This is a genomic window from Legionella drancourtii LLAP12 (genome assembly GCF_000162755.2).
Classification (GTDB): domain Bacteria; phylum Pseudomonadota; class Gammaproteobacteria; order Legionellales; family Legionellaceae; genus Legionella; species Legionella drancourtii.
The window spans coordinates 20,633-38,557 of record NZ_JH413832.1 but is presented as its reverse complement, the minus strand read 5'-3'; the positions used below and the strand labels follow the sequence as shown (position 1 = coordinate 38,557).

Here is a 17,925-nt window from a genome sequence, read left to right as displayed (position 1 = left end):
TCCCACAATCACTGACTTTGTGAATTAGCGCGAATTTTCAGCTGCTCCAATGCATCTTCAAGACGTTTCAGCACCCTCTTTTTACCTAATAAAACCAGCGTCATATCAATAGAAGGCGACATACTAGAACCTGTCACTGCAACACGTAAAGGTTGCGCTATTTTTCCCATATTAATATCAAATTGTGCACATACATCATTGATACACTCTTGTAATACATCTTTTTGCCAATCAGCAACTGATTTAAAACGCTCATAAAGGTCCAGGAGTGGCTCTAAAACTACTGGGCGCAAATGTTTTTTCACGGCATCTTGATCGTATTCCAGAGCATCGGTAAAGAAATACATGCTCATCTGACACATTTCAGCAAGCGTCTTACAACGCTCCGCCTGAGTAGCAACTAAGTCTTTTAAATCAGGACCTTGGGTCAAATCAACACCTGCAGATTCAAAATGCCAGCGGAGGGCTTTAGCAACCTCATCAGCCGAATCACATTTTTGATAGTGCTGGTTTAACCAATACAATTTATCATAGTTAAAACTTGAAACCCCACGGCTTACATGCTTTAAATCAAAACAAGCAATCATCTCATCCACACTAAAGATTTCCTGATCGCCATGTGACCAACCTAAACGTACTAAATAATTCAATAAGGCGTGCGGTAAAACGCCAAGTTCTTTAAATTGCAACACACTCACTGCGCCATGCCTTTTTGATAAGCGCTTACCATCCTCACCTAAAATCATAGGTAAATGAGCAAAAACAGGAATTGGTGCATTTAAGGCCTTAAACAAATTAATTTGTCTTGGCGTATTATTGATATGATCATCACCACGAATCACATGGGTAATCTTCATATCCAAATCATCAATAACTACAGCAAAATTATATGTAGGATGACCATCTGAACGTACGAGAATCAAATCATCCAATTCACCATTATCAACATGGATTTCGCCATAAACCTCATCAGTAAAAGAGACCGTGCCCTGTTCAGGATTTTTAAAGCGAATAACATAAGGCTTATCCGTTAATGCTAAGTTTTTATTACGACAATGCCCATCGTAGCGAGGTTTTTCTTTAGCGGCTAGTTGCGCCTCACGCAAAGCTTCTAAACGCTCTTTACTGCATTCGCAACGGTATGCTTTGTCTTCATCTAAAAATTGCTGTGCAACTTGTTTGTAACGTTCATAACGGTCTGTTTGATAAAATGGTCCTTCATTATAATCTAATCCGAGCCAAGCCATGCCATCTAATATAGCTTGCACTGATTCTTGAGTAGAGCGCTCCCTATCAGTATCTTCGATTCTTAAAATAAACTGGCCTTGATGCCGTTTTGCATAAAGCCATGAAAATAAAGCAGTGCGCACACCACCCACATGTAAAAACCCAGTTGGACTGGGTGCAAATCGTGTTCTAACAGTCATAATCTCTTCCGTTGTAAGGAATAAAATAATCGGGCTATAATAGCCGACTTTAGCTACAACGCAAAGATAAGACTTTGTTTATAACGCTACTTAGTCTACTCCCGGAGTCATCTTGAAAAGTATTGGTATTAAATATCAACTAAGAATTACGACCCTTATTCCTGCCTTTCTCGTCGCGCTACTATTTGCGGTTTTTTATAATGGCCTCTTTGGTAATGACTTGAAACAACATATGTCGCGCCTTGGAGAAGCCTATATTCGTCAATTAATACCTGCGGCACAATATGCGATGCTCCGTCGTGATAACCGTACATTACAAGGCTTAATCAATGCTTCAACTATTAACCCAGAAGTAAAAGCCTTGGCATTTTATAATAGTGAAGGACAACTGATTGCTTATCGCGGTGGGAAACATTCGATTCATAAACCATTTACCCCCCCTGATTTCACTGGTGATTACATTGAAAGCAAACAAATTAATCCCTTCACTATTAACTTCATAGCCCCAGTTACTATTCCTAAATTTAATCTTTATTCCAATACAACATTCAGCAGCAATATAACAAATCCTACCCTATACCAAGCCGATGATATCCTTGGTTGGCTTTCGATTGACATCGATACACGTTCAATGTTGATTAAGCGCTATCAAATGTTGATTGTGACTATTTTCATCACCTTATTTGGTTTACTTGTTGGATTAAGTTGTCATTATTTTCTCTCCAAGCGTATTTATTTACCTATTTCTCGTTTACGCCGCAGCATGAAACAAATTTTACGAAATGAATTTGAAACAGAAATAAAAATGACCAGTAAAGGCGAATTAGGCATCATCGAAAAAGGATGTAACCATTTACAAAAGCGCTACTTAGATACCATCAAAGAACTCAATCAACATATAGAAGTTGCCACGGCTGACTTACAGCAAAGCCTGGAGCTTTTAGAAGAAAAAAATATTGAGCTGTCTTTAGACAAGAAAAAAACTGAAGAAAAAAGCAGGCAAAAATCTGAATTTATTGCCAACATGAGTCATGAAATCCGCACACCAATGAACGGAGTGATTGGTTTTACTAACGTATTGTTAGAAAGCAAGCTGGATCCTCTACAGTTAGATTATGTAAAAACCATTAAAACGTCCGCTCAAGATTTATTAGGTATCATTAATGATATTCTTGATTTCTCCAAAATTGATGCCGGAAAACTACATCTGGATTGCATTCCACTCAATATTCGTAATTGCATTGATGAAGTATTGACCCTTGCCGCACCTAATGCACATAAAAAAGGCATCGATTTAATTCCTATTACAGACATTAATGTTCCGAAGACTGTTTTAGGTGATTCATTTCGCATTAAACAATTTATTAGTAACTTGGTAACAAATGCCATCAAATTTACGGATCATGGCTATGTTTTGGTACGGACTAAAGTTGAACAGGAAACAGATAAAGATTACACCTTATGCATCACCATTTCAGACACCGGTCTTGGCATTTCACCTGAAGATCAAAACAAATTGTTTACTGCCTTTAATCAGGCAGACACTAGCATTACCCGTCGTTATGGCGGGTCAGGCTTAGGCTTGGTTATTTGTAAAAAACTATGTGAAGCCATGAGTGGTCGCCTGAGCATGACGAGTGAATTAAATAAAGGCTCGGCATTTACCGCCCATGTAAAAGTTGAAAAATTAGCAGCCTATGAAATAGAAAAAAATCAAACACACCGTTTTGCTCATTTAAAAATGCTGTGTTTTGACGATAACCCATTGCATTTGGAAGCCTTGTGCAATGGCTTAGGCTATTGGGGAATAAAATGTGTTGCGGTTAATTCTTTTCATCAGTTACCGCAAATCCTAGAAGAGAATCAGGATTGCAAAATGGCATTTATTAATGTCAACCAAGGCTGTGAACAACAGATTGCAAAAATCATATCCGCGCATAATTATTTTCCATACGTACTTATTTCTAAATGGCATATTAACGATTATGCAGCTCTTGGAGCACGTGGATTTTTATTCAAGCCAATCAGTATCCAAAAACTCCAAGACATCATTGAATTACTCAGTAATGAACAGAACAGCGAAAAATATGACAATCATGAGCTGGATGGGTTACGCGAGCAATTACGTTTTATGCATCCGGATCTACTGATTGCCGAAGACAATCCTGTCAATAAAATGCTCTTAGATTCACTGCTTGGTACACATGCGACAATTAGTGCCGTAGATGATGGCGAGATGGCCGTATCTGCATGCAATGAGCGTAAATATGATATTATTCTGCTTGATCTGCAAATGCCCAAATTAAACGGCCTGGAAGCTGCACGTATGATTCGCCAAAAATCGCAACTAAATAGACATACCCCCATTGTTTTAATCAGTGCAAATAGTGGTGATGTAAACAACATTGATCTCAAAAATTCAGGTGTTGATTTTTGTCTGCAAAAGCCAATCGATGAAAAACAATTGCTGATGCACATACTACGCATTGCAAATAAGGCAAAACATGCGGCAATCGACTGGCAATTATGTGTCCAGAAAGTTTCGGGAAATCAAGAACTTGCAGAGGATTTTTTGAGGCAATTCGTGGAGGAGCTACATAAAAATCGTGAAGAATTCATCCACTTAATGCATCAAAAAGATATACAAAAACTAGGTGAATCAGCGCATAGACTACATGGCGCCTGTTGTTTTACTGGCGTGCCCACCTTACAGAAGAATGTAATCCAAGTGGAAAAAATGGCTGCTCGTTCTGCCTCAGCAGAGGAGTTGACAATTCCGTTTGCCGAGTTAATTCAAAGCATTGATGCAGTAATTAGCGAGTATGAAAATCAACTTGAAAAAAATAATTAGGAGCTGTTAACAGCTCCAAAAAAAGAGCAGGAGTAAAAATGACCGTAAAAAATGCAATATATGCCCAATCAGGTGGAGTAACTGCCGTAATTAACGCTTCAGCTTGTGCAGTAATCCAAACTGCTAAGTTATTTCCAGAACACATAGGAAAAGTCTATGCCGCTAAAAATGGAATTATAGGGGCACTGAATGAAGAATTAATTGATACATCCCTTGAAAGCGATGCCGACATTGCCAAATTAATGCAAACGCCTTCTGGTGCATTTGGTTCTTGCCGCTATAAATTAAAAAGCGATGGTGATGAATACAAACGCTTAATTGAAGTATTTAAAGCCCACAACATTGGTTATTTTTTCTATAATGGCGGTGGTGATTCCCAAGATACAGCCCATAAAGTATCTCAATTAGGCGCGACTATGGGTTATCCCATTACCTGTATAGGCATCCCCAAAACCGTTGATAATGATCTACCCTTTACTGATGCTTGTCCTGGATTTGGTTCAGTTGCCAAATATGTCGCTGTTTCTACAAAAGAAGCAGGATTTGATGTTGCCTCCATGGCCGCCTCGTCAACGAAAGTATTTATTCTTGAAGTCATGGGACGTCATGCGGGCTGGATTGCTGCAGCCAGCGGATTAGCGAGTCAAAATGAAAGCGAACCACCGCACATTATTTTATTGCCTGAAGTAGCATTTGAACAGGCTAAATTTATCAGCAAAGTAGACTCGTGTGTTAAAACACATGGTTATTGTGTTGTGGTTGTTTCAGAAGGTATTCGCACTAGTGAAGGCAAATTTTTAAGTGATGCTGGATTACGCGATGCCTTTGGCCATGCGCAATTAGGTGGTGTTGCCCCCGTTATTGCACAATTAGTTAAATCTGAGCTAGGCTATAAATACCACTGGGCAGTAGCCGATTACCTCCAACGTGCGGCACGCCACATTGCTTCAAAAGTTGACGTAGAACAAGCCTATGCCTTAGGTAAAGCAGCTGTAGAATATGCTGTAAAAGGTCATAATGCCATTATGCCTATTATTGTACGTGAACAAGATGAACCTTATCAATGGTCTATAAGCCATGTGCCTTTAGCTGATGTAGCGAATCAAGAAAAACCAATGCCTGCAGAATATATTGCGGCAGACGGCATGGGAATTACAGATGCCTGCAAACGCTATTTAGCCCCCTTAATTCAAGGTGAAGCTTATCCTGAATATGTGAATGGTTTACCTGATTATGTTCGCTTAAAAAATCAATTAGTGGATAAAAAACTTTAATTGACAAAAATTGCCGGCAAAAAGTGGTTTAATACTCAGAATTTATTGGCATTTTGGTAGAGAGATATCGCTATCGCTCTACCTAACCCCATTGATAATTTGGCATTTTACTTGCATAAATTTCAGGGTAACTTAAAAATATTAGGAGCAAAGCATGAAACAGAAGGGCTTTACATTAATCGAATTAATGATTGTTGTCGCAATTATTGGCGTTCTTGCTGCAATTGCTATCCCTGCTTATCAGGATTACATTATTAGAGCACGCGTTACCGAAGGTTTAAGTCTTGCTTCTTCAGCACAAACCACTATTTCTGAAAATGCCATGACAGGAAATGCTGACTTGAGCTTGGGCTGGACACCGCCAGCATCAACATCCATTGTACAAAGTGTTGCCGTTGCTGCCGGTAGCGGCGTAATAACCATTACGTACACCGCGCTTGCGCAAGGCATTGTGCTCACGATGACGCCTCAATCAAGTCAAAAGGCACTTGTTGCAGGTACACCACCAACCGAGCCGATTACCTGGACTTGTGCCGTAAGTGATGCCAACAATGACCGCTACGTCCCTGCAAACTGCAGAATATAATGCTATCCTTTTAAAAGCCGCTTTTTTAGCGGCTTTTTTTGTTTTAAATCCAGACTTAACAGACCCTAATTGAAGAGAACAACAATATGTCCCGTAAAGAACGTATAGCACAACTACTAAATCAAGAATTAGCTCCTGTTTATTTAAATATTGAAGATGAATCAGGGAATCATCATGTTCCGCAAGGAGCAGAAACACACTTTAAAATTACCGCCGTGTCTTCACGATTTATTGATTTAACCCGCATAGCCCGCCACCGATTATTAAATCATTTCCTCAGTAAAGAATTTGAACTTAGCTTACATGCCTTAAGCATGCATTTATATACACCCGATGAGTGGGAAAAAAATAAAACAGTTTTACAGTCCCCTTCTTGTCGCGATGGCTATAAAAACAGGTAATAAGTAGGTTGACGCCCATGAGGCGCAACCTAAATTCATACCAGTATCGGCCCCTGTATCTGCTCTTGATAAATAAAATATTAACGCTGAACGGCAACTTCCTATATAATGCTTATCCTTTTAACAAATCGAATGAATTAATGAACCATTGGTCTTCCGAAAAAATATCTGTCTTTGCTTTAATTTTGCTTATTACGGGAGCAATTGACAGTATTAGAAATTTGCCCGGCACCGCCTTATTCGGCTCGTCATTAATATTCTTTTTTATTTTTTCAGCGATTGTTTTCTTAATCCCTGTAGCCCTGGTTTCAGCCGAATTGTCCTCAACCTGGTCCGAAGAAGAAGGGGGCATATACAGTTGGGTTAACCATGCCTATGGCGAGAATGTCGCCTTTTTTACCATTTGGCTGCAATGGATTAATACCTTAGTTTGGTATCCAACCATTTTATCATTTATTGCTGGGGCCTTAGCCTATCTGGTAAACCCTGAACTAGCACAAAATAAATATTATTTAATTACGGTAATTCTTACGATTTTCTGGTCATTAACGCTAGTTGGCCTCTCAGGATTGCGCACATCGGCTAAATTTGCTGGTCTTTGCGCCATCTTCGGCATGATCATTCCGATGGGGTTCATTATTTTCCTAGCGATTATCTGGGTAATAAAAGGCAATCCTATTGCTATTGATTTAAGCCCTTCCCAACTATTGCCGCATTGGAAAGACAGTCAATCCTGGGTATCATTAACCGCAATTATGACTTCATTTCTGGGCATGGAACTGGCAGCAGTGCATGTGCGTAATGTAAAAAATCCACAAACTAATTTTCCGCGGGCAATGTTTTTCTCAGTATTATTGATCCTAACGACCATGATCCTGGGTTCTTTAGCCATTGCCTTTGTCTTGCCTAAAGAGCAAATTAGTCTGGTCGATGGCGTGATGCAAGCCTTTAGTAACTTTTTCCAAGCCTACCATCTCACCTGGTTAATGCCCGTATTGATTGTCTTATTACTATTAGGCAGCTTGGGAAGTATGATTAACTGGATTATTTCTCCTGCTAAAGGCCTGCTGATGGCAGCTAATCATAATTTTCTGCCTCAATCCATGTGTCGACTAAACAAACATGGTGTTGCTTCACGAATTCTCATTACCCAAGCGCTTCTCGTTACTGTGTTGTGCAGTGGCTTTCTTTTATTTCCCAGTGTTAATGCCATTTATTGGTTATTTACTGATTTAAGTACTGAACTGTACATCATGATGTATGTATTGATGTTTATTGCCGCATGGAATCTAAAAGGAAAATTTGCACACTTAAAACGGCCTTTTGCCATACCGGGCGGTAAAATAGGTTATTACTTCACCTGTTTCTTGGGTTTATGTGGCTGTACTATGACCTTAATTGTCGGTTTTATCCCGCCCGTTGAATTCATGAATTTTGGTAGTGCATCACATTTTCGGCTGGTATTTTCCTTAGGAATATTCTTGATGCTACTCCCCGCGATCTTACTGTATTGGCGTAAACGACGAATTACAAACCAGTAGTAGTACCAACATAGCCGCTGTCTTAAGTTAAAAATTTAAGACAGTTGCGTCTGTTCAAAATCCGGCCTTGATGTTTCCTAATCATCGTTTTTTTAATTCTGGTACGTACTGCAGAACCCAGCGATACAGAGTGGTATGCTCTATTTTTAGCCCACACTCAATCATCATTTACTCCAAACATCTATAACCAATGCTGTATTTACAATACCAACGCACATCACTTCGCCATAAAAATGATGCCATTTAAACCGTTGAACACATGCTGTTATTCGTTATTTAATAGTTTTAGATTAAAGTATAAACTATCGCTCGTTTTGCAACGGGACCTTAACTACTTTCTTGACCACATCATGCTCATCATATAACCATTTAGTCGAAGAATATTGCCTAGTTAAAAGCCATAATTCGCACTTAAAAGATAAGTAATCCCTTGTAAAGGAGAACCTGAAACAGTGCTTGTTGTTACATGATATATTTCTGGACCTACAGCAAAGGTCTTAGAGCGATACTGAATCATTCCGCCATAAACTTGGTTTTGGTACCGAACACCACCTCCTGAAACGACGTCTGATTTATTATCAGCTGCTATTCCATAAGTGCCATAAATACTAAAATTATTAGGAAGATCATATCCAAGTTGAATCCATCCACCAGACTCATGAACATCATTTGCTGTGATAAATTGTAGTTGCTCACCTATCAGTGGCCCTGTGTTTTTTCCTGTATATACTTCACCTTTGAGAGTAAATGCTGATACTTTAGCTTTACCCCCAATCTTTGCAACTGCTACGGTCCAATTTCTTGTTGGCGTTGTTACAAATATTCCTCCCGAGATGGGTAAATTGCGAACCCGAGTACCATCGACTTTACTTACATGTCCAACCACATATACCGCATAATCTTGATTTGCAGATGTCCATTTCGTACGCATTTCAATTCCAGGAAGACCTGAAAGTTGTCCTGCATCAACATTCAGATTCTGCACTGTTGATTGCCCAAAATCCAGAGGATTTTGCCAATCAGATTTTAATACTTGTAAAGCAAATTCAAGATTGGAGTTTTCCATAGTATCGGTATGAAAAAAACTAACTCCAGGCTCTCGCCAACCGACTAGACCCGCAAAATAGGTGACAGGATAGGCTAGATGAGAAAGAGAAGTAGGTAAGTCAACCATTAGCAGTTCCCAATCTTGGCCTGCTCTAATTTTGTTTCTGCCATACCAATCTAATTCAGTATAAGCAAGACGTAAACGGGGATAAACTGAAACCTCTCCATATCCTCCAGGCGAATTCAAACCAAAAAAATCAATTTCAATTAAGCCCTTGGGAGTTGCTCCTCCCATGACTGATGGCCCACTGGCGGAAAAAGTTAAACGTGTTTGTCGAACATCAAAACCGGTAGTAGTGCTACTTGTACTTGGGGTAAACAAAAGGATCAGAGGGCCCTGACCATTAAGTACAAATCCCGGTGTCGTTTGTGTATATCCCGTTGCACTTATAAAACCATGGAATGCGTATTTAAATCCTTTAAAATCTCCTTCAAGAGCATGTGCTGTTGTAATTGAGGCAACCATTAACACTGTGCTTCGTAGCACTTCTTTTCCCATATACAAAATTCCTTGTACTGCAATTGAATCTGATGCCTCTTTATAATTTCCTGTTGAAATCACAGGGTATAATCTAAAATAAATCTTTAATTATGCCCAAAGAACACTCAAAAAATAAGGCGGCAATTAAATCACTTAAGAATGAAAAACACAAGAAAGCAGGGCAAGAAACAAAGAATTCGCGCATTATCGCCCCCCTTTAAAGCCCACCAGAGCAGAAACTCAAGTGCTTGTATTCGATTACATTGACGTGTTTTATAATCGTCAGCGGCTACATTCAGCTCTGGGATATGAGACAGCAGATGAATTTGAGTGATTGGTATCCGGAATTTCGAGGCAAGATCAGTTCCATAGATGACCAAAATTTAGATCGCTAACATTATGCTTTAAAGAAAAGCTGGGGTGAAAATATTACGATGATTACACGACTAGCAGTATAAATTTAGAAGCTGCAATCGAGTCTGTAAGGGGGCATGGGAAATTTCGTACCTTCCTGCACAGCTCCCCTACTTCATTTCATTCTCAACATAGACTCAAACTAAAGATCCCTTAAAACTACAATTTATCCTTTTCTTCCAAAGAAATAACCCGAGCTTCATGCTCTAGCATCACCGGAATACCATCATGTATCGGAAAAGCCAAGCGATCAAATTTACAGATAAGCTCTTGCTTTTTAATGATTAATTTTCCTTTACATAAAGGACACACCAATAGTTCCAATAATCGTTTATCCACAAAAATCTCCTGAAGCTCAATTATAACTTTTTATCATATGTTACTTGATTACGCACATATACCGGCTGTGCGTCTGCAACTGAAACGGGTTGTATTCCGGTGACTCTCGCGAGTTCAATCATTGCCACTGCGCTGGGATAGATAGGTAACTGAATACTTATTTGTGATTTTATTGCCTCAGGAAAATCAGCCCAATACTCCTCGATACCAGCGCCAGCAAGTATTATCGGTTGAGTATTCGCTAAAGAAATATCGGCTACCGCATTAACGCGTTCTTCAGCACTAAATTGCCCCGGTGGATAATAAGCCCAATACATTTCATGCATGCGCGCATCCAATACAGCCAATAATGGTAAATCAGCACTCGCTGCCTGCTTTCGAGCGGCCCAAGCGATGGCAGACAGGCTACTTACAGGAATCAAATCTAAATCATGAGCATAAGCCAAACCTTTGGCAACACTGCAGGCAATACGTAATCCGGTAAAGCTTCCTGGACCACAACCAAAAACAACCGCATCAAGTTGATTCATCGGCATGCTTGCTTCTAGCATTAACGCATCAATCATTGGCAACAAAAATTGTGCGTGCGTTCTTTGGCTTCCCTGTTCTTTACAAAACAGTTCTTCGCCACGCAATAAAGCCACACTGGCTAGTTCAGTAGATGTATCAATCGCTAACAGGTTCATAATCCAGTGCCAACTCTCTAATAAATTTTAAAACAGTCCCTTCATCACGGGTTTTTGGTAATTTCGGTAAACTGGCCAATATACGTTGGCCATATTCTCTACTGGTAAGACGAGGATCTGCGATAATCAATACGCCTTTATCCGTATTATCACGAATTAAGCGCCCTACCCCTTGTTTTAAGGCAATTACGGCATTAGGTAAAGATAATTCATCAAAACCTGATAAACCTTTTTCCTTTAAATAAGCCATTTTACCACGTGTTACCGGATCAGCTGGACTGGAAAAAGGCAATTTATCAATAATAACGCAAGAAAGTGCCTCCCCTTTAACATCCACCCCTTCCCAAAAGGTCGCCGTACCTAATAAAACCGCATTACCTAATTGCCGGAAACGCTCCAGCAGGATGGGTTTGGCTTCACTTCCTTGAATTAATAAGGGGTAGTTTAAAATAGCCCCCATCATTTGGGCAACCTGTTTCAACGCTTTATGACTGGTAAAAAGAAAGAAGCAACGTCCACCAAACGCTTCGATTATTGGCACGACTCGCTTTAGCAATAATTCATAATAAGCCTGATCCTTGGGGTCGGGTAAGCCACGCGGCAAATAAAGTAAAGCTTGTTGTTGGTAATCGAAAGGACTAGGCAACAGCAAAGTCTTGGCCTCATTAAGTCCTAAAGGTTTACAAAAACAATCAAACGAATCAGCCATGGTCAAGGTTGCTGACGTAAAGACATAAGCGCTGGCTTGTCGTTTTAGCAGCTCACTAAACGATTCAGCAACAACATAAGGCGTCGCGTGAAAAATCAAAGTATGTTTAAAGCGTTCTAACCAACGAATAGTTTCATTATTATCTTGAGTGAAAAATAAGAGGTTTTTAGCAAATTCATCCAAACGCTCCTTACAACGTAAAAGACCAGGAACTTCAGCAAGATGTTCTTCAGCAAAACATTGTACAAGTTCATCGTGTAAATTCAGCCAATCATCCCAAATTTTCATGAACGTTTTATTACGACGCACCTCATCCCAGCTAATTCGCTCATCAAAGAGAGATAAACTATTCAATAATTCATCCATAAGCTTATCCGCTTTATGACTTAAGGCTTTTAAAGGCTGATTGGCCAAATCCAGACTAGGCCATTCATTAATGATGTCATCAACCAAATCACGAAATTGGCGCGTGCTCACCCGATCGCCATTAAAATGAGTCGCTATTTCCGCAAGTTGGTGTGCCTCATCAAAAATAACCACATCCACACCCGGCAATAACTCGCCAAACCCTTCTTCTTTCAAGCGTGAATCAGCAAAGAACAAATGATGGTTAATCACCACCACATCCGCCTCCATCGCGCGCTTACGTGCTTTAACTAAAAAGCAGGTTTCGTAACTTGGACACTCAGCTCCCAGGCAATTATCAACTGTTGAGGTCACATAAGGCCAAACCTGAGAGTCTTCACTAAGTTCCGGTAATTCGGAGCGATCACCTGATTTCATTTGTGATAATTTGCTACGGACATGCGCCACTTCATGGGCACATTGAGGACTTTGAAATTGACCTTCTTCAGCATGTAATTCCACGCGATGCTGGCAAATATAATTAGCCCGGCCTTTTAAATTTTGTATACGCGCCGACAAACCTAAAGCACGTACTAAGGTAGGTAAATCTTTTTGATAAAGTTGATCTTGCAATGTTTTTGTGGCGGTGGAAATCAGTGCCTTCTTTCCGCTTAAAAGGCAAGGCAACAAATAAGCAAAAGTCTTACCGGTGCCAGTCCCTGCTTCCGCAACTAAGGTTGATTTTTCCTCAATTGCTGTAGCAATTGCTTCAGCTAAATCTGATTGGGGCGCACGTGGAGCAAATCCAGGAATAGCAGTAGAGAGCCGGCCTTTTTCACTAAGAATACGTCGACATGATTCTGCTAGTGCGGTGATTTCTACCACTCTTTCTGCAAATATTGGAGTTTGTCCTTCACGTCTTCCCAATCTTTCGCATCAGGTGGCGCATCTTTTTTAGCCGTGATATTAGACCATTTTTGAGCAAGTTCAGCATTTAATTCCTTAAATTGCTGCTGCTCGTCGGTTAAATCATCTTCAGAGACAATTGCATTTACCGGGCACTCCGGTTCGCATAAAGCGCAATCAATGCACTCGTCAGGATGAATAACTAAAAAATTAGGTCCTTCATAAAAACAATCTACGGGACATACTTCAACGCAATCTGTGTATTTACAACGAATACAACTTTCTGTTACTACAAAAGTCATGATAAACCTTTCAATTTTAGACAAGGAAGATGTAGGGTATTAAAGCATAAAACAGACCAATGAAGATAGTATTTGGTTCGTTATTATCTAAATTAACTCAATAGTGAATAATTTAACATTATGTGCGATTAATCAACCCAAAGACAGGGTAAATAGCTTGAAAAATAAACCACCATGTGTTATTTTTACCCAATTTTTTCATTGGTTCAATTTAAAAACATTTTGTAACTAATTTTAATATCCTTTCAGTTTGTATTGGAGCACCCCATGGCATTACTTAACAATCCTTTTCCGGTATATAATCGCTCTAAGCTTAAAACACTTATTGATCGATTTAATAGCTGCGCTGAAGAGGATCACGCGAACCGATTATTTTATCTGCAAAAAATCAATTACGCGTTAAACCAAACCACCTACGATACATTCCTATTTAATTGGATCCAATCAAAAGCAGACAAAAAAGGAAGCTGGCAATCACTTTTAGCCTATTATGGTATTAATCCTGATGCATCATTCTTTTTAAAAGGCGTACAATTTGCCAAGGCCGTGGCAAAGCATGTACACGATAAGCCGCTACCCGCAGATGAACTGAAATCCGATAAATCGCAAGATGAGCTCCTTCCTGAAAAAGAACCACAAGAAGATGAGAAACGCATCTATCTGTTAATGCAGCAGCGTGATGAGCTACTCGAAAAAACAGTTAGTTTTAAAGAGGAGCAAACAGAATTAGCTCTGGCTCAAAAACAATACCTTGCGATATCTCATGAAATAAGCCAGATCGCAGCAACACACAAGAGATATAAAGATATTATCGAACGACATGAAAAGATTTTAAATTTAGCACGCCGTAAAATTAATGCGCTCAAGGGCTATACTGATGAAAAAACATCTGCCTACTTAACAGAACGTTTAGGTAAAAAGCATATCAATAATTTTAACTTTACATTTAAAATGAAGGGACTCGAAGAGAAACTCGTTGTTCGCGTCGAAGATCGCGGTGACTTAAGTGAGGAACAAAAACTCCATGCCCATGAAGTAGCGCATGACTATTTTAGTGATGATGCCATTGTCTTTATGATAGAATTCAAAGAAGAAAAAGATGGCGATGTTGTCTATAAACCCCTTGTTTTAGGTCAACTTGCAAGGCAAGGTGATTTACGTAGTGTTGCCCGAAGCTTAAAAGGAAGCCCTGAAGATAAAATTGTCGGTGCTCTGAAACATTACTTTAAGCAAATTAATGATTTTTGTATTAAATTAAAAAAAGCAGGGGCCTACCATCCAGATATGAAATTAAGTAATTTCTTAGTTGATAAGGAAAAAATATTAGTTTGCGATCGCAAAACCTTTCTTCATGATCCTAATCCTTTGGCCAGCAAAATCCGTTCAACGCCGCATTATGCGCCACCACAATATAAAGATTGCCTCAACGAGGAGCAGGATGGCTATTTGCCAATAGCCGGGAAGGTTCGCTTTGACATGGAACAATTCATGGCTTATGAAATTGGTATGGCTCTAAAAGAATTCATGCTCCTAAGCCTATTTGATGAAAAGAAAGAAGAATATTGGCATCCTCATGCTAATATTTCCTCCTTTACTAAAAAGCCTTCAGCTCAAGTTACCAATATTGCGTTAATCATTCGTGAAATGACCCATGAAGAAGAAGGAAAACGACTTTCAATCGAAAAATTCCAACAATTAATTCCGTATATTATTCAATCGCCCCCTAATTTCTACACCAAACTTCAGGAGCTTCACCCCATATCGCCTGAAATTAATACAGAAATAGAGCAAGTCCAAGCCCTCATTAGGAACGAACAAGGACTCAAAGGTGCTGATTTTCTAGCTAAAGCAAATCCTATGTTTATGTCCATATCCACTCGAGTTCCGCAAGAACCGCGGTTGGCTTGGTTTGCTGAAAAACTAGCCAGCAAATGTTATAACGAATGCTCCAAGGAATATTGGACACGATTTACCGACAAAATGGAACAGGAGCTAGCAAATCAAAATTGGGCAAAAGCCCCCTGGTACAGAAAATTAGCTTATTATTTATCCTTTAGTTTTTTTAATGTTGCTCAGGTAACTGACGCTTCCGAACTAAAAATTGTAGATTTTAAAGAACCAGAATTTTTATCTCATTTTCACCAACTTGATTTCTTGGCACCGCTCGAAATGGAAAGCTTTGGCCCAGTTAAATTAGAGCATTTAACTGAATTTCTAAACGTTCATTTAGAAGAGATCACCCCCGAGAAATTTCAACAATCTCCGGAAGATAGGACAAAAGACGAAACAAAAAGTGTTCAAACTAAAACCGATTCCGAATCACCTAGTGGTTCTGTAGTTTATACAGGAGCCGATAAAGATTCCGAGTCACCGACTGGCTCCGTAGTTTATATCAAAAAAGATGAAGATTCGGAATCCCCCTCAGGTACTGTAGTAATTAAAAAAGATAAGGTTTCAGAATCGCCCTCAGGTACTGTAGTTTATAAGACTACCGAGCAAGACGATGAAACTCCGAAAACACCAGCCACTTTTGCCAAGAATAAGAAAATTAATAAGGCGTCTAAAATTGCTCAAAGCGCACAAAAATTCTTTGCAGAAGCCAAGAAGAATGGTCCGCAATTCCCTGAAGAGAAGCCAATGAAAAAAGGCGTAAGATATGGTTCATGGCGTATAGGAGAGGTAGGCATTCTCCATGACCTGATTAATAAGGGAGAACATGGGGCAAGTTTTTTTGCAACCCCACCATCAATGAAACAAGAGCAACAAAAAACATCAAAGACTCCGAGTCCCTTGAAATAAATGAAAAAGCTCAAGGATGGGCTTCTATCATTAAATAAATGTGCCAATTATTTCTCAAATATGCCTTCTTCACATTTATTTTTCTTCCCACTAGTACAAAATTTGTCTATATTTAAACATAAGTTTAGTTGTTTTTTTTTGAGGAATGGCTAATGGACCTAGCACAAAAGAAGCCGATTATAAAACGCTATCTAAAAGAAACGCAGCGTCAATTTAAAATTGCCCCCATACCTGTTCAATTACGTGTACTACACGCTCAAGAAGATAGATTAAGTTTGATTAATCTATTAGCCGAGCTGGAAGATGAGTGGTCAGAGGAATATAATGCGCTGATAGATCAAGCAGAAGTAACTAGAACTGTACCGCCCCCAACCACCGTAATGGCACTTGAGCCGCTACAAGAAGGGATAACTGTAACCAATAGCTACCCCGGGTGTGCAACGGGAAGATAATTAGATAAACGGAGTTATTATGCCAATACATGAAAGACGCCAACATTTTCGTATCGAAGATTATTTATATTTTAATTATCGCGTTATGGAACCAGGAGAAATGTGCTCTGATAGAGCAGTAGTGGATGAATTACTGGGAAAAAATGGCCAACGATATCTAGAAGCATCACACTATTTTCAAAACATTGACTATGAATTAGCCGAGCTAACTCAAGCCATAGCTCTAAAAGATCCCGCTTTAGCGCATTACTTAAATTTGCTCAACACCAAAATAGACTATTTGTCGCGACAAATGCTCATGACCAATACCATTCAAATGCGCAAGGTAAATATTAGTTTAGGCGGCATGGCATTTAAAACAATGGAGCTTATTAAGGAAAAAACCAATTTAAAAATGGTCATTTATACCAAACCTAAAATGATCCCCATTATTTTGGAAGCGACTGTAGTTTATAGCCAATATCAAAGCGAACATCATTACCGTACGGCAGTTGCCTTTAACGGTTTGACCGATGAACAAGAACAAATCCTTTCCCAGCATATTTTATTGGGCCAGGTAAAAACTCGCTCTGACTAATGTCTGAGACATGGTTACATAATTGCTAAATAACTCGTAAACTATGTACTATTTTTGATGCACGCACTAAAGAGGTAATCGATGAGCAGAATAGTACATTGTTGTAAATTAAAACAAGATGCCGAGGGCATGGCAAGACAACCCTTCCCCGGAGCCTTAGGTGAACGCATTTTTAATGAAGTATCTCAACAAGCCTGGGAAATGTGGTTATCCCATCAGACCATGCTGATTAATGAATACCGTCTAAATTTACTCGAACCCAAGTCGCGAGAATTTTTAAAAGAAGAAATGCAAAAGTTTTTTTTCGGCGAAGGCTCAGAAAAACCCTCTGGATATACTCCAAATTAAACCGTTTTGACAATTAAGCAACCAATTTATCAAGTAAATTCAAGTATTTTAAAAAAAAATGCAATCAATGCTTGACTCAAAACGCATATAGGAGTTTAATACCACCCCATTGGGGCCAGATAGCTCAGTCGGTAGAGCAGAGGATTGAAAATCCTCGTGTCGGCGGTTCGATTCCGTCTCTGGCCACCATGTAAATCAATGAATTATATGGTGGCGCTCCAAAATCAATAGAGCCAAAATGTGGGTCTTTCCCAATTACGGGGGCACTCACCAGTTAACAACAGAGCACCCTAACACGAGTTCTATAATTGGGTCTTTCCCAATTACGGGGGCACTCACCAGTTAACAACAGAGCACCCTAACACGAGTTCTATAATTTT

General features: G+C 39.4%; 15 protein-coding genes, 1 tRNA gene and 1 pseudogene. 11 read left to right on the top strand and 6 right to left on the bottom strand.

Annotation, left to right across the window (positions count from 1 at the left end):
- Window positions 1-8 precede the first annotated feature (8 nt).
- Window positions 9-1,427: a glutamate--tRNA ligase gene (gene gltX, locus LDG_RS11505; RefSeq protein ID WP_040535596.1), complete on the bottom strand. Its 1,419-nt coding sequence runs from the start codon at window positions 1,425-1,427 to the stop codon at window positions 9-11.
- A gap of 109 nt (window positions 1,428-1,536) precedes the next feature.
- Here gltX and letS point away from each other — a divergent pair, with 109 nt between their 5' ends.
- The 5 genes from letS (at window position 1,537) to LDG_RS11480 (ending at window position 8,080) form a co-directional block, all read left to right on the top strand.
- Window positions 1,537-4,278, top strand: coding sequence for a two-component system sensor histidine kinase LetS (gene letS / locus LDG_RS11500; RefSeq protein ID WP_085955943.1), 2,742 nt, complete (start codon window positions 1,537-1,539; stop codon window positions 4,276-4,278).
- Window positions 4,279-4,316: 38 nt separating this feature from the next.
- Window positions 4,317-5,552: a 6-phosphofructokinase gene (locus LDG_RS11495; RefSeq protein WP_006871545.1), complete on the top strand. Its 1,236-nt coding sequence runs from the start codon at window positions 4,317-4,319 to the stop codon at window positions 5,550-5,552.
- A 154-nt stretch (window positions 5,553-5,706) separates the two neighbouring features.
- Window positions 5,707-6,138 (top strand): pilin, encoded by a 432-nt coding sequence (locus tag LDG_RS11490; RefSeq protein WP_006871544.1) that lies wholly within the window; start codon window positions 5,707-5,709, stop codon window positions 6,136-6,138.
- A gap of 86 nt (window positions 6,139-6,224) precedes the next feature.
- Window positions 6,225-6,539 (top strand): BolA family protein, encoded by a 315-nt coding sequence (locus LDG_RS11485; protein WP_006871542.1) that lies wholly within the window; start codon window positions 6,225-6,227, stop codon window positions 6,537-6,539.
- Between the two features lie 140 nt (window positions 6,540-6,679).
- Window positions 6,680-8,080 carry an APC family permease gene (locus tag LDG_RS11480; RefSeq protein WP_040535593.1) on the top strand — a complete coding sequence of 467 codons (1,401 nt, stop codon included), beginning with the start codon at window positions 6,680-6,682 and terminating at the stop codon, window positions 8,078-8,080.
- Between the two features lie 391 nt (window positions 8,081-8,471).
- Here LDG_RS11480 and LDG_RS18580 read toward each other — a convergent pair whose 3' ends face one another.
- Complete coding sequence (locus LDG_RS18580; RefSeq protein ID WP_006871540.1) at window positions 8,472-9,686, bottom strand: hypothetical protein; 1,215 nt, start codon at window positions 9,684-9,686, stop codon at window positions 8,472-8,474.
- 220 nt (window positions 9,687-9,906) lie between these two features.
- Between LDG_RS18580 and LDG_RS20300 the strand changes: the two are divergent.
- A pseudogene (locus LDG_RS20300) lies at window positions 9,907-10,002 on the top strand (IS3 family transposase); the annotation flags it as partial.
- Window positions 10,003-10,241: 239 nt separating this feature from the next.
- Here LDG_RS20300 and LDG_RS11470 read toward each other — a convergent pair.
- Genes LDG_RS11470 through fdxA form a run of 4 tightly spaced genes read right to left on the bottom strand, consistent with a single transcriptional unit; the run spans window position 10,242 to window position 13,369 of the window.
- A complete protein-coding gene (locus LDG_RS11470) occupies window positions 10,242-10,421 on the bottom strand; it encodes a Trm112 family protein (RefSeq protein WP_006871539.1) in 180 nt (59 codons plus the stop codon).
- Between the two features lie 20 nt (window positions 10,422-10,441).
- Complete coding sequence (tsaB, locus tag LDG_RS11465) at window positions 10,442-11,107, bottom strand: tRNA (adenosine(37)-N6)-threonylcarbamoyltransferase complex dimerization subunit type 1 TsaB (RefSeq protein ID WP_006871538.1); 666 nt, start codon at window positions 11,105-11,107, stop codon at window positions 10,442-10,444.
- Window positions 11,088-13,046 (bottom strand): ATP-dependent DNA helicase, encoded by a 1,959-nt coding sequence (locus LDG_RS11460; RefSeq protein WP_040535591.1) that lies wholly within the window; start codon window positions 13,044-13,046, stop codon window positions 11,088-11,090. The genes tsaB and LDG_RS11460 overlap by 20 nt, the downstream gene beginning before the upstream one ends.
- Window positions 13,040-13,369 carry a ferredoxin FdxA gene (fdxA, locus tag LDG_RS11455; RefSeq protein WP_006871536.1) on the bottom strand — a complete coding sequence of 110 codons (330 nt, stop codon included), beginning with the start codon at window positions 13,367-13,369 and terminating at the stop codon, window positions 13,040-13,042. The genes LDG_RS11460 and fdxA overlap by 7 nt, the downstream gene beginning before the upstream one ends.
- 267 nt (window positions 13,370-13,636) lie before the next feature.
- Here fdxA and LDG_RS11450 point away from each other — a divergent pair, with 267 nt between their 5' ends.
- The 5 genes from LDG_RS11450 to LDG_RS11430 all read left to right on the top strand — a co-directional run bounded on the left by LDG_RS11450 (window position 13,637) and on the right by LDG_RS11430 (window position 17,734).
- On the top strand, window positions 13,637-16,168 hold the full coding sequence (locus tag LDG_RS11450) for a hypothetical protein (protein ID WP_006871534.1): 2,532 nt from the start codon (window positions 13,637-13,639) through the stop codon (window positions 16,166-16,168).
- A 152-nt stretch (window positions 16,169-16,320) separates the two neighbouring features.
- Window positions 16,321-16,620, top strand: coding sequence for a hypothetical protein (locus LDG_RS11445; RefSeq protein ID WP_006871533.1), 300 nt, complete (start codon window positions 16,321-16,323; stop codon window positions 16,618-16,620).
- A gap of 19 nt (window positions 16,621-16,639) precedes the next feature.
- The gene (locus LDG_RS11440; RefSeq protein WP_006871532.1) at window positions 16,640-17,197 is read left to right on the top strand and encodes a PilZ domain-containing protein; all 558 of its coding nucleotides are present in this window, start codon (window positions 16,640-16,642) and stop codon (window positions 17,195-17,197) included.
- A gap of 81 nt (window positions 17,198-17,278) precedes the next feature.
- Window positions 17,279-17,545 (top strand): oxidative damage protection protein, encoded by a 267-nt coding sequence (locus LDG_RS11435; protein ID WP_006871531.1) that lies wholly within the window; start codon window positions 17,279-17,281, stop codon window positions 17,543-17,545.
- A gap of 113 nt (window positions 17,546-17,658) precedes the next feature.
- Window positions 17,659-17,734: transfer RNA gene (locus tag LDG_RS11430), tRNA-Phe, on the top strand.
- Window positions 17,735-17,925 lie beyond the last annotated feature (191 nt).